11 protein-coding genes and 1 tRNA gene are annotated in these 12,573 nt (G+C 70.1%); 9 read left to right on the top strand and 3 right to left on the bottom strand.

Features of this window, described 5'->3' with window-relative positions; translation table 11 throughout:
- The coding region (locus AB1578_16680) for an Rne/Rng family ribonuclease (protein ID MEW6489538.1) at window positions 1–1,697 on the bottom strand (1,697 nt) is incomplete at its 3' end.
- A 114-nt stretch (window positions 1,698–1,811) separates the two neighbouring features.
- Here AB1578_16680 and AB1578_16675 point away from each other — a divergent pair.
- Window positions 1,812–3,284: an HD domain-containing protein gene (locus AB1578_16675; GenBank protein ID MEW6489537.1), complete on the top strand. Its 1,473-nt coding sequence runs from the start codon at window positions 1,812–1,814 to the stop codon at window positions 3,282–3,284.
- 235 nt (window positions 3,285–3,519) lie between these two features.
- On the top strand, window positions 3,520–4,239 hold the full coding sequence (locus tag AB1578_16670; GenBank protein ID MEW6489536.1) for an FAD-dependent oxidoreductase: 720 nt from the start codon (window positions 3,520–3,522) through the stop codon (window positions 4,237–4,239).
- Window positions 4,240–4,273: 34 nt separating this feature from the next.
- Here the strand turns inward: AB1578_16670 and AB1578_16665 are convergent, their stop codons facing one another.
- Window positions 4,274–5,242, bottom strand: coding sequence for a DUF523 and DUF1722 domain-containing protein (locus tag AB1578_16665; protein MEW6489535.1), 969 nt, complete (start codon window positions 5,240–5,242; stop codon window positions 4,274–4,276).
- 146 nt (window positions 5,243–5,388) lie between these two features.
- On the opposite strand from AB1578_16665, the gene AB1578_16660 reads away from it, so the two are divergent.
- The 4 genes from AB1578_16660 to corA are packed head-to-tail and all read left to right on the top strand — an operon-like array spanning window position 5,389 to window position 8,470.
- On the top strand, window positions 5,389–5,709 hold the full coding sequence (locus AB1578_16660; GenBank protein ID MEW6489534.1) for a hypothetical protein: 321 nt from the start codon (window positions 5,389–5,391) through the stop codon (window positions 5,707–5,709).
- A 9-nt stretch (window positions 5,710–5,718) separates the two neighbouring features.
- The gene (locus AB1578_16655) at window positions 5,719–6,951 is read left to right on the top strand and encodes an MFS transporter (GenBank protein MEW6489533.1); all 1,233 of its coding nucleotides are present in this window, start codon (window positions 5,719–5,721) and stop codon (window positions 6,949–6,951) included.
- A complete protein-coding gene (locus tag AB1578_16650; protein ID MEW6489532.1) occupies window positions 6,948–7,415 on the top strand; it encodes a nuclear transport factor 2 family protein in 468 nt (155 codons plus the stop codon). The genes AB1578_16655 and AB1578_16650 overlap by 4 nt, the downstream gene beginning before the upstream one ends.
- Window positions 7,412–8,470 (top strand): magnesium/cobalt transporter CorA, encoded by a 1,059-nt coding sequence (gene corA / locus AB1578_16645; protein MEW6489531.1) that lies wholly within the window; start codon window positions 7,412–7,414, stop codon window positions 8,468–8,470. Before AB1578_16650 ends, corA begins: the two co-directional genes overlap by 4 nt.
- A 2-nt stretch (window positions 8,471–8,472) precedes the next feature.
- Here corA and AB1578_16640 read toward each other — a convergent pair whose 3' ends face one another.
- The gene (locus AB1578_16640; protein ID MEW6489530.1) at window positions 8,473–9,198 is read right to left on the bottom strand and encodes a DUF481 domain-containing protein; all 726 of its coding nucleotides are present in this window, start codon (window positions 9,196–9,198) and stop codon (window positions 8,473–8,475) included.
- Between the two features lie 405 nt (window positions 9,199–9,603).
- Between AB1578_16640 and AB1578_16635 the strand changes: the two genes are divergently transcribed.
- The 3 genes from AB1578_16635 to AB1578_16625 all read left to right on the top strand — a co-directional run.
- A tRNA-Gly gene (locus tag AB1578_16635) sits at window positions 9,604–9,679 on the top strand.
- A 127-nt stretch (window positions 9,680–9,806) separates the two neighbouring features.
- Entirely contained in the window at window positions 9,807–10,997 is a 1,191-nt protein-coding gene (gene rlmM, locus AB1578_16630; protein ID MEW6489529.1) for a 23S rRNA (cytidine(2498)-2'-O)-methyltransferase RlmM, read from the top strand.
- 320 nt (window positions 10,998–11,317) lie between these two features.
- A partial coding sequence (locus AB1578_16625) for a S8 family serine peptidase (GenBank protein MEW6489528.1) occupies window positions 11,318–12,573 on the top strand: 1,256 nt, incomplete at its 3' end.

Here is a 12,573-nt window from a genome sequence, read left to right as displayed (position 1 = left end):
TCCGGGGTCTCTCCGGAAGCCGCCGCCGGCCGTGCCGCTCCCTCCCCGGCTGCCTCGTTCTTCGCCGGCTCTCCTTCTTCCGGCGGTTCGGCCGGCACTTCCCGCACCTCCTCCTCGTCGCCGAAGAGGGCGTACACCGAGGGCCGCTGGGTGCGCACCGTGGCGCCCGGCAGGCCCTTGGGGGTGCGCAGGAGCGCCCGGGGGAAGTCGTCGGCCAGGTTGGTCTCGACCCGGGCCGAGCCGTCCTGGCGGCACTCCAGGTAGTACTGGTTGGGCTGGAGGGCCGGCTCGGCGAAGAGGTCCACGAAGACCCCGAAGTCGTCTTCCAGTTCCAGGATCTTGCGGCGCTTGCGATTTGCCAGGATGACCGCCACGTCCGGGGGCACGCCGAGCTGAAGCCGCTGGAGACCCGAGGTGCGGGCGAGAACCGACTGCACCAGGCGCAGCACGCTCAAGGCAAAGCTTTCGGGGCTCTTCACCTTGCCGGCGCCGCCGCACGTGGGGCAAGGGGTGGTGCCCGTGACGGCCGCCCCGGGCTTGAGGCGCTGGCGGGAGAGCTCCAGGAGCCCGAACTTGGAGATAGAGCCGATGTCGGTGCGCGCCTTGTCCTCCTTGAGGACCTTGTGGAGCACCTTCTTTACCTCTGCCCGGTGCCCGGCGCTCCGCATGTCGATGAAGTCGACGACAACGAGTCCCCCCAGGTCCCGCAGGCGCAACTGGCGTGCGGCCTCCTCGGCGGCCTCCTTGTTGGCGATGAAGGCCGTATCCTCGATGTCCTTGCCCTTCATGGTCTTGCCGGAGTTGACGTCGATGGAGACGAGCGCCTCGGTCTGTTCGATGACGATCGATCCCCCCGAGGGAAGCGGTACCGTCTTCTCGTAGATGGAGGCGATCTGGGCCTCCAGGTTGTACTTGGAGAAGAGAGGGGCCTTCTGCTGGTAGAGCTTCAGGCGCTTCTGATTCCACGGCATCACCGCCTGGAAGAACGCCTGGGCCTGCTCGAAGACGGCCTTGTCGTCCACCCACACCTCGGCGATGGAGGGGGTGAAATAGTCGCGCAGCGTGCGGATGACGATGTCGCTCTCCTGGTAGAGGAGGGCGGGGGCCCGCACGGCGTCGTGCTCCTCGTGGATGCGTTTCCACAGGCGCACCAGGTAGCTCGCGTCGCGGGTGAGCTCCTGCTTGGTGCGCCCTTCTGCCGCGGTGCGGGCGATGTAGCCCATGTCCTCGGGCACGCCGGCCTCGTCGAGGATGCTGCGAAGCTGCCCCCGGGTGGCGTCGTCCTGGATCTTGCGGGAGACGCCCCGCTTCTCGACGAAGGGCATGATGACGAAGTAGCGCCCCGGGATGCTCACGTAGGTGGTGAGCGCGGCGCCCTTCTGGCCGATCTCCCCCTTGCGCACCTGGACCATGAGCTCCTGGCCCTTCTTGAGGCCAGAAGCGCCCCGGTGCCCGTCCGCGAAGTACTTGGGATGGACGTCGGGCACCGCCAGAAACCCGTTGCGCTCGCGCCCGTAGTCCACGAAGACCGCGTCGAGGCTCGGAAGGACCTTGACGACACGGGCCTTGTAGATGTTCCCTTCGATTTGTTCCTGGCGCGAGGTCTCGATGGAGAGCTCTTCGAGGAGGCCGCCGGAGACGATGGCGATGCGGCTCTCTTCCTCGTTCACCACGTTGACGAGCATGACCTTGGACATGGATTCCCCCGGCGGCGCGAAAGGGCCGCGGATGCGAAATTCCAAAGGAGCCGACTATATACCAGAGCAGAACCCCCAGGAGAAGCACGGAGAGCGCATGGCCGGAGGAACCCGGTGACGCGGGAGGGGCGCGGACCCCGAACCCAGGAGGAGGCGCTGGCGAACCGCGTGGAGGCGCTGCCCCTCCTGGCGCCGTTACGTGAAGCCCTGGTGGCCGCGGGGGTGTCCCGGGCCTGGCTGGTGGGCGGCGCCCTGCGCGACGTCTTCGCCGGGGCGGCCCGCCAGCGACCGGATCTCGACGTGGCACTTCCAGGAAGCGGTGAAGGGGCTGCCCGAGCCGTGGCGCGGGACCTGGGAGGCACGGCCTTTCCCCTGGACGAGGTCGAGGGCTCCTGGCGGGTCGCCCTGGCGGGTGGGGGCACCGTGGACCTGGTTCCCCTGCGGGCCGTGACCCTGGCCCAAGACCTGGCGGGGCGCGACTTCACGGTAAACGCCCTGGCCTTCGATCTGCTCGGGCTAGAAGGGCTCCTGGATCCCCTGGGCGGGGGGGCAGATCTTGCGGCCGGGCGGCTTCGGGCCTGCTCGCCCCGCGCCCTCCTGGACGACCCCCTGCGGGTGCTTCGCGCCTACCGGTTTGCGGCCGCCCTGCATCTGGAGTTCGAAGAGGCTCTCCCGGGGCTCCTGGCCGAGGCAGCGCCCCGGCTCGGCAGCGTGTCGCCCGAGCGGCTGCGCACGGAGCTCTTCGCGGTCCTGGACCTGCCGGGCCCGGGCGCTTCGCTTCGGGCCATGGCGCGGGACGGGGTGCTGGGCGCGCTCTTTCCGTTCCTGGAAGGTTGGAAGGGGTTCGACCAGGGCTCCTACCACGCCTACGACCTCTGGGAACACAGTCTGCGCACGGCGGAGGCAGCCGGGGCCCTGGCCCGGGCCCCGGCCCCAATCGGCTTGCCCCGACCCGAGACCCTTGGTCGGCACCTGGACGAGGAGTGGGAGGCGGGGATCACCCGTCGGGCGCTCCTGGTTTTCGTGGCGCTCTTTCACGACGTGGCCAAGCCCGAAACCGCGACCACCGAGCCGACGGAAGGGGGCGAGCGCCGCCGCTTCCTGGGGCACGAGGTCCGGGGAGGGCAGCGCGTCAAGAGGCTGCTTGCCGAGCTGCGGGTCGGGCGCCGAACCGCCGGGGCCGCCCAGCGCCTGGTCGCCGCCCACCTACGGCTCTTCCAGCTCGCCGCCCAGGAGCCGCCGACCCCCAGGGCCCGCCTGCGCTACCTCGTGGACCTGGGGCGCGAGGTCCCCGAGGCCCTGCTCCTCTCCCTGGCCGACGAGCTGGCCACGGGCCCCGCGCCGCCCTGCCTTGCCGCGGTGCGCCGCACGGCGCAGGAGGTGCTGGAGCTCTTCTGGGAGCGGCGCGACGCTCGGCCCGCCACACCGCTGCTGCGGGGACGCGACGTGGTGGATAAGCTCGGCATCGCGCCCGGACCCCAGGTGGGGGACCTCTTGCGCCGGGTCCAGGAAGCGGAGCGCTCCGGCCGCGTGCGAACCCGGCGGCAGGCCCTGGCACTGGCTCGACGCCTGGCCGGGGAGGGGTAGGGGAGGCTGCGGGGCGCAGGGCCTGTGGTATGGTGCTCCTGTGGCCGGGAGGAGCCGTCTTCTGAGACAGCCGGGGTGTCGGGTGGCAACCAACTCTCGCTTCGAGCTCAGTGAGGGAGGGGCCTTGACCCCGAAGCCGGGCGGCCCCCCTCCTGGGTTGGCGGCCAAGGCGGCTCCTACCGGCGGCCCGGGGAGCAGGCAGCGTCCACGCGAAACGAAAACAGGAGGCATTTCCATGCACTACACCGCAAGAGTTAAGGCAAGACGCGAAGCGGCAGAAGGGATCGCGGTTCTGGAGCTCGTAACGCCTTCTGGCTTCACGTTCCGGCCCGGCCAATGGTGCTTTCTGAAGCTGCCCGACCGCGGGTTCTCCGACGACCGGGGGCTTCGGCGGCACCTGAGCTTTGCCTCCGCCCCGGGAGACGACGAACTGGTCTTCGCCACCAAGCTCTCGGGGAGCGCCTTCAAGCAGACCCTGGCTCGCCTGGCGCCGGGGGACGAGATCGAACTGGAGGAGCCCAAGGGTGCCTTCGGGCTCCCGGACGACACCGGGACGCCGCTCATCTTCCTGGCGGGCGGCATCGGGATCACCCCCTTCCGCTCCCTGCTCCGCCACGCCGTTCAGCAGGGCACGGGGCACCGGATCGCGCTCCTCTATTCCAACCGCACCCCGGAGGAGGCGGTCTTCCTGGACGACCTCACGGAGCTCTGCGCCGGGCGGCCGAACCTTCGGTTCGCGGCCACCATGACACGGATGGGGGACTCGTCGCGCCCCTGGAACGGCCCCACGGGCCGGATCGGCCCCGACCTCATCCGGGCCGAGTGCCCCGAGTGGGAGCGTGCGCTCTACCTCCTCTCCGGCCCGCCGCCCATGGTGGATGCCATGGCGGCATCTCTCATGGAGCTGGGGATATCGGTGGAGCGGGTGCGGGCGGAGAAGTTCGCGGGGTATTGAGGGGTGAGGGGCCGCTCCAGGCGGGGGTCTATCGCTACACGTGGTTTCGGAGCTGGAGCTCGGCCGGGTGGGGGCTGAGATAGGTCTGGAGCTTCAAGTAGGGTTGATCGTACTTGCGCACGTAGTGGTTGACCAGGGTGAGGGGAACGATCAGGGGTACGAGCTCCGTCCGATACTGGTCGATGACCTCCAGGAGCTCCTGCTTCTCCGCCGCCGTGAGGTTTTTCTTGAAGTAGCCCAGGGCGTGCTGGAGCACGTTGGCGTTCTTCCTGGGCGTGGCCTTGAGGCGCAGGGCCTCCACGAGGAGCTCCTCGTACCGGCGGTACAGCTCTTCGGGCTCGAAGTCCTTTGCCGCGGCCACCAGCCGGCCCATGGCCCGATAGTGCTCGGGGCTGTGGGAGAGGACGAGGAGCTTTTCCCGCGTGTGGAAGTCCACCAGGTTTCCCCGGGTCCTGCCCCGGGCAAAGGCCTGCCGCCAGCGGCGGTAGGTGAAGATGCGCTCGACGAAGTTCTCCCTCAGGAGGGGGTCGTGGAGCCGGCCCTCCTCCTCCACGGCCAAGAGGGGGAAGTGGTCCATGAAGGCCCGGGCGAAAAGCCCTACCCCCACCTTCTCGGGCATGCCCTTGTCTGCGTAGACCTTGACCCGCTCCATGCCGCTCGAGGGCGACCCGCTCTTGAAGACGAACCCGCAGAGGTCTTGGGATTCCAGGGCCTGGAGCCGCTCGGCGGCCCAGGAGAGCATCCGGTCAGTGTGGTCCACGCCGGTGCGCTGGGTGACGAGCCGCGGGCGCTCCGGGGCGCCCACCAGGCGCATGGCCTCCCGGGGCACGGGCAGGCCGCACTCCACCTCGGGGCATAAGGGCACCCAGTCCAAATAGCGGCCCAGGGTGTCGCGCAGGTAGCGGTCGAGCTTGTGCTGGCCGTCGTAGCGCACCGGCTCGCCCAGGAGGCACGCGCTGATGCCCAGGCGGATCCTGGGCTGGGAAGGGGCAGGGTCGGTCATGGCATTCCTCCAAGTGTGCGGGGGCAGTCTGCCGGGGCCTGGGAAAGGCGTCAAACCGGGGGGAGCAGAAGCGTCTTTCGGTCCTCCCCCGCATTGACTTCGGGGCGCGGACTCGCCTAGCTTGCGGAGCAAAGGGAGGAGGCAGGATGGCGCAAGGGCTTCGCATCGAGAGGTTTTCCGGGCGGGGGGTGGTTCCGTGGATTCCGGAGGTGGCGCGGCTGTGCATCGCCGTGTTCCGGGAGTATCCCTACCTCTGCGATGGGACCCTCGCCTACGAGCAGGAGTATCTCAAGGACCTCGCAGGTTCCGCGAGCGGCGTGGTGGTGACGGCGTTCGACGGGGACGAGGCCGTCGGTGCCTCCACGGGAATGCCCCTAGAGGACCTGGATGAAGAGGCCGAGTCGCCCAAGCCCTTGGTCTTCTGGGTCAAGCCTCTGACGGCCCCCCTGACGGGTGTCCCGGTCTGAGGCGCGGCCATGGCCAGCGGTGCTTCGCCGGGTGCCCCGGGCTCCCCACGCCCCGGGCTTCGGGTCCTCGGGGCCTCGTGCCTGGCGCTTCTGTGGCCGGGAGCGCTCCTCTTCGGGTATCCGGGGGTCCTGGGGGCGCACTGGGGGGAGACCCTGGGGCTGAGCCGGGCCGCAGTGGGGGCGACCCTGTTCTTCGCCCTGGCCGCCGTGGGCTCGGGGATGTTCCCGGTGGGGCGCTGGCAGGGCCGCCCCGGGGTCACGGCCCGCAGGCTCGTCCTCGCGGGAGAGGTCCTGACGGCGGCGAGTCTGCTCTTCACGGCCCGCCCCGGCGGGGCGTGGAGCCTCTACGCCTGGGGGTTCACGGCGGGAGCCGCGTCCTGCCTCGTGTACCTGCCCTGTCTCACCGCGGTGCAGCTCTGGTTTCCCCGGCACCGGGGGCTCGCCTCGGGGGTCGTGAATCTGGGCTTCGCGGGGTCGGCGGCGCTGGCCGCCCCGGTCCTGGGGTGGGCTCTGGGGGCCCTGGGCTATGCCGGCATGCACTACGCACTGGCGGCTGCGGTGCTCGTGGTTGGGGGCGGCGCCGCGCGGTGGGTGGCCCCGCCGGCGGGCCTTCCGGGCCGCCCGTCGATGGGAAGCGAGGGCGTCTCCCTCACCCCCCGGCACAGCCTCGGCACTCGGGCCTTTTGGCTCCTGTGGGGCACCTGGGCCCTCCAGGGAGCCGCCGGCATCGCCATGGTCACCCTTGCGGTGCCCCTGGGCCTCTCGCGCGGCGCACCGTTTGCGGCCGCCCTCTGGGTGCTCACCTGCTTCAACCTGGCCAACGGGTGGAGCCGAATCGCGGTGGGGTTCCTCTCCGACCGGGTCGGGCGGCGCCCGGTGCTCTGTGCCGCCTCCCTGGCGGCAGCGGGGGCCTACTACTCCCTGCCGGGGGTGGGATCGCTTTGGGCCACCGCCGCGCTGGCCGCGGTGGTGGGAGTCGCCTTCGGCACCCTCTTCACCGTCTCCGCGCCCCTGGCGGTGGAGTGTTTCGGGCCGGCCCACTTCGGGGCGATCCTGGGGCTGGTCTTCACGGCCTACGGGTTCCTCTCGGGCATCCTGGGGCCCTGGCTTGCCGGGACGCTCCTCGACACCGCGGGCGGCGACCCCGCGGCCGCGTGCCGGTACCTGGGAGCCCTGTGTGCCGCCGCGGGGCTCCTCGTCCTGGGAGTGCGGCCTCCGCGGCCGCGGGAAGGAAGTTCATGACGCCGCGTCTGCTGCCGCGAGACGAGATCCTGGAGCTGCTGGGGCGATGGTACCGGGCGTGGGACCGCCACGACCTGGAGGCCGTGATGTCCCTCTTCTGCGATGACGTGGTCTTCGAGAACTGGACCGGGGGCCGGGTCCAGGGCAGGGAGGCCCTGCACCGCGCCTGGGCCGCGTGGTTCGCCGGACGGGACTTTCGCTTCCAGGAGGAGGAGACCTTCGTGGACGCGGCCGCCCAGAAGGCCCTCTACCGCTGGAGCCTGCACTGGCCGTGCCGCGAGCCGGGCCGGGAGGGGCTGCCCGAGGTCCGCCGCGGGGTGGACGTGCTCCACTTCTCGTGCGGCCTCATCTGCCGCAAGCTCACCTACAGCAAGACCACCCTGGAGATCGGCGGGGAGAGGGTGCGCCTGGCGGGCCCCCCACCTGGCAGCGCAGACGGGGGCCCGAAGAGGAGGAACGGGTGAGCGCGCTCGACCGTTCGGCCAAGACGGGGCTTCCCCCTGGGACGCTGATCCACATCGGAGAGGCCGCCGAGGGCGCCGCCACCTTGTCCCTCATGGATTTCACGCCGGACCAGGTGGAGGAGCGGGCCCTGACCGACCCGGGGGAGATCGGGGCGCTCCTGGACTCGGAGAGCGTGAGCTGGATCGACGTGTGCGGCGTCCACGACGTGGACACCGTTGCCCGCATCGGCGCTATCCTCCGGATCCACCCCCTGGTGCTGGAGGACATCGTCAACACTCGGCAGCGCCCCAAGGCCGAGGTGTACGACGACCATCTCTTCGTGGTGCTCCAGATGATCCGCTACGACCGGGAGGCCTCGCGGCTCGAGACCGAGCAGGTCAGCCTGATCCTCGGGCCGCGCCACGTGGTGACGTTTCAGGAGCGGCCCGGGGACGTCTTCGAAGCCGTCCGCCAGCGGATCCGTTCGGGAAAGGGGCGCAGCCGCCGCCAGGGAGCCGACTACCTGGCCTACAGCCTGATGGACGTGGTGGTCGACCACTATTTCCACGCCCTCGAGGCCCTGGAGGACCAGCTCGAGGAGCTCGAGCCGACGCTCCTGGAGCACCCCGGCCCCGCGACCCTCGAGACCATCCACGACCTCAAGCGCGTGCTGGTTACCCTGCGCAAAGCCGTATGGCCCCTGCGCGAGCTGGTGAACAGCCTGGAACGCAGCGAGTCCGACCTCATCGCGGCGACCACCCGCCCCTACCTGCGGGACGTCTACGACCACTCGGTCCAGGTGATCGACACGGTGGAGAGCTTTCGGGAGGTGCTGGCCGGCTACCTCGACATCTACCTCACGAGCACCAGCAACCGGATGAACCAGATCATGAAGGTGCTCACCATCGTGGCCACCGTGTTCATCCCCCTGACGTTCCTCGTGGGGGTCTACGGGATGAACTTCGAGCACATGCCCGAGCTGACGTGGCGCTGGGCCTACCCGGCCGTGTGGGGCTTCATGATCGGGATTGCCGGGGCGATGCTGTGGGTGTTTCGGCGCAAGGGGTGGTTCTGAGCTCAGAAATCCACGACAAGCGAGCTCAGGAAGGTGCGGTCGGCGTGCTTGGCGCCAGCCGGAGGCTCGTTCTGGTAGGCCACGAGGTAGCTCAGCCCCAGCGAGATGTTGGCGTTCACCTTGACTTCGAGGCCCGTCAGGGAGTTGACGAAGTACACGTTCGCGTCTTCCAGCGACACGAGGTAGTCGGCGTACTGCTTGAAGGTCAGGGTGTCGGTAATCTGCCACGCGTAGTCGCCGGCCGCCTTGCCGGTGGCGTAGTCGTCGTCGGTGCCGTCCGTATAGTTGTCCCAGGTGTAGAGAGCCGAGACCAGGAGCTTCAGGAGCTGGCGGTCGGTCTTGATGAGGTCGTACCCCACGCCGGGGCCGGCCTGGATCTTGGAGTCGAAGCCGGCGAACTTGTCCTTGAGGTAGCTCGCCTCCAGGAAGGCGAAGAAGCGCTCCGTGATGCCCCTTTCGTAGCGGCCGTCCGCGAGCCAGCGGTTCGAGGTCTCTTCGCCGTCGGTCTTGCCGTACAGGGCGGCGCCCCGCAGGAAGTACCGGTTGGCTCCCGCCTCGTAGGAGCCCTTGATTTGCGCCGCCAGGGTCCGGGTGTCGGTGTTGCCGCTGGTGTGCGCAAAGCTCGCCTCGGCCCGGCCCTTGAGGCCGCCCTCGTCGGCCGCGGTTGCGATCTGGGCGCAGGATATCGCCAGGGCGGCAGCCAGGGTCGTACGGATGAATCGGTGCATGGAAACTCTCCTCTCGAAGTGCCCCCCGGAGTTTGGGAGCGTGGTGGCAACCGACGGCGCCGGAAGGTACCAGACTCCCGGTAGACGGTCCAGGAACCCCGGCCTGGAAACCCGCTCGATGGGGGCGACGTGGCGCCTCAAGCAGGCGGCCAACCGAGCGATCTGGTCCTCGGCACGCGAGTCATCCGCTTCGTCCGCAGATTCTGCGGCAGGGGCGCCTCGCCGAGGCGTCCGCCGGGGTCGCCGCCCAGGAGCACGGCGCGTTCGGCAACCGCGTCCTACCCCCCCGACGTCACCCAGGAAGAAAGCATGGATGCCCCCCAGATTCTGTGGAGGTACCCATTTCCGAAACGGTGAATGGGTGTTGACAGCCCCGGGCGGTTCCCTATAATGAGCGCCACTTCGGCGGGCGTAACTCAGTTGGTAGAGTATCAGCTTCCCAAGCTGAGGGTCGCGAGTTCGAATCTCGTCGCCCGCTCCATGGCATCCAGGACGCCCCGGCCTCGGCCGGGGCGTCTCGTCGTCTGTGGGCAGGACAAGGGCGTGGTGACCGGAACGGATGGCGGGATTCTGGGACGGCCGGAAGCCGCCCCGGGAGGAGTGGGTGGGTGAGGGGTCTGGTCGTTTTGTGCCGCGCCGGCTTCGAGGGCGAAGCGGCCGCCGAGGCTTCGGAGATTGCCCGGGCGCGCGGCGCCGAGGTGCGGACCGTCCGGGCGGACGGCCACGCTCTTCTGGAGCCCCGGGAACCCTCGGGTGCGGCGGCCCTGGCGCGCCTTTCCTCCCTCGATCTCATCTTCGCCCGGCAGGTCTTCGCAGGGCAGGAGTGCGTGCCGCTGCCGGTCGGCGATGAGGCCGTCCCCGCCCTGACCGAGGCGGCGTGGCGGGTCGCCCAGGGGCTGGGGCTCCGAGGGTTTTCGAGCCTCTTGGTGGAGGCCCCCGACACGGATGGGGGGAGGCGCCTGTGGCCCACCTGCGGCCGGCTCGCAGAGGGGCTTGGGGCGGCGCTCTCGGAGAAGGGCCTGCTGGGCCCGCGCTCTCCCGGACCCCGGCTTCACGTGTTCCTTCCGAATCCGTCCGAGGCCCTCCTGGGTACCTCCGATCCCGGCCGCTCTTCCCCCTGGCCCATGGGGATTCCCCGCCTGCGCTTCCCCTCGGGCGCCCCAAGCCGCTCGGCGCTGAAGCTCGAAGAGGCGTTCCTCTCCTTCGTGCCCGAGGGAGAACGCCGCGTGCGGTTGCGCCCCGGCATGCGCGCCGCAGACCTAGGGGCCTCCCCCGGCGGGTGGACCTGGTACCTGGCTTCCCGAGGCCTCGTGGTGGCAGCCGTGGACAACGGCCCCCTCGACCGAACCCTGCTGGAAACCGGCCTCGTGGAGCACATCCGCGCCGATGCCTTTACCTGGCGTCCGCCGCGCGCCATGGACTGGCTCGTCTGCGACCTGGTGGCCCCCCCCGCCCGGGTGGCGAAGCTCGTGGGCGTGTGGGCCTCGCGAGGGCGATGCCGGGAGGCCGTATTCAACCTGAAGCTTCCCTCGGCCGGCCGTCTCGCCCAGGTGCGCCGCTGCGCCGAGATCATCTCCCGAGAGCTCGACCGCTGCGGCGCCCGCTACAGCCTGCGCTTCAAGCAGCTCTACCACGACCGGGAGGAGGTCACGGGGCACCTGCGGGTCGAAGAGGCGGGGACGACTCCCCCCGCCGCACCCCGAGACCCGAAGCTTCGGACGCCCCTCCGGTCCCAACCTGCCGGAGGCGCCGGGCGGCGCGGTCGGTCCGGCAGAGGAAGAGCGCGACATTCGACGTAGGCGGCTGCTTCTGCGTCCCGGGGAGCACTTCGCTTTCTCCTGGCTGCCATCAAGATTCCCTCCAAATTGCCGAAACGGGGGAGCAGCGGCACACCTTGTCTCCCGCACCCGGGTCCGTGCAGACCGTGCATACCGTGCAGGGCGCGCCGGAGCGGATCGCGTAACCAGGTTACGAAGACGTAGCTGGAGAGAAGCAGCTGGTGCCCGCGCCCCATCCTTTCCCGGGGCCCGAGAGGTGCCGGCCGCGGCCCGCTTCTTGACAGGGAGGTAGCTGTACGGTCTTCTTTTCCGCCTGCGCGGGGCCCGCAAGGATGCCAGTCATGATGTTTCCCCCGAAGATCTCCCTCCTTCGTTCCAACCCTCCCACGTCGGCATCGCGGATGCCTCCCCAAGGTGCCCGCCGGCTCTTCGCTGCGGCCGCCGGCCTCGCGGTCCTCTTTCTCGGGGTCGGAGTCCCCCTGGCAGCTTGGGGTGCCGAGACGGGGCTGGGGTGGGCGCCCGGGCGGGTGCTGGTGCAGCCGCGCCCGGGGGTGGGTAACGCGGAGTTCGACGGCATCCTCAAGGGGCACGGCGCCCGGTCGCGGGGGAGGATTCGCGGGCTGGGGGTTCATGTGGTCGAAGTGCCTCCCCAGGCAGAAGAGGCGGTCGCCCGGGCACTGGCCCGAAACCCGAGGGTAGCCTTCGCCGAGAAGGACATGCTCGTCACCCCGGATGCCACCGCCGTCAACGACCCGAGCTTCGGCAGCCAGTGGTATCTGCCCAAGATCGGCGCCCCCACCGCGTGGGACACGGCGACCGGGGGCGGCATCACCATCGCCATTCTCGACACGGGCGTCGATGGAACCCACCCGGACCTGGTGCCCAACCTCGTTCCGGGCTGGAACGTGTACGACAACAACGCCAACACCTCCGACGTCCACGGCCACGGCACGTGGGTGGCCGGTGTGGCCGCGGCGGCCGCAAACAACGGCATCGGCATCGCCTCGGTAGCCTGGAGCGCCCGGATCATGCCGATCCGCATCGCGGACCCCAACGGCTATGCCTATTGGAGCACGGTGGCGAGCGGCATCACCTGGGCCGCCGACCATGGCGCCCACGTCGCCAACGTGAGCTACAACGGCGTGTCGGGGAGTTCCACGGTGCAGAGCGCCGCCCGGTACCTGCGCGACCGGGGCGGGCTCACGGTGGTCGCCGCGGGGAACAGCGGCGGCGAAGAGCTCATTGCCGCCAGCCCGGATATCATCACCGTCTCGGCCACCACTTCCACGGACACCAAGGCGAGCTTTTCGAGCTACGGGGCCTACGTGGACTTGGCGGCGCCGGGCACGAGCATGCTGACGACGGCCCGGGGCGGGGGCTACGTGACGGTTCAGGGCACCTCGTTTGCAAGCCCCTGCGCTGCCGGCGTCTTCGCCCTCGTCATGGCCGCCAACCCCGCCCTGGCCCCTTCCGAGGTGGAAGCGGCGGTCTTCGAGACGGCCCTGGACCTCGGAGGAGCGGGGTGGGACCCCTATTTCGGGTACGGAAGGGCGGACGCCGCCGCGGCCGTCTTGGCAGCGACGGGCGGAGCGCCGCC

It is taken from the genome of Thermodesulfobacteriota bacterium, assembly GCA_040756475.1.
Classification (GTDB): Bacteria; Desulfobacterota; Deferrisomatia; order Deferrisomatales; family JACRMM01; genus JBFLZB01.
This window is presented reverse-complemented; position numbering and strand designations above follow the sequence as displayed.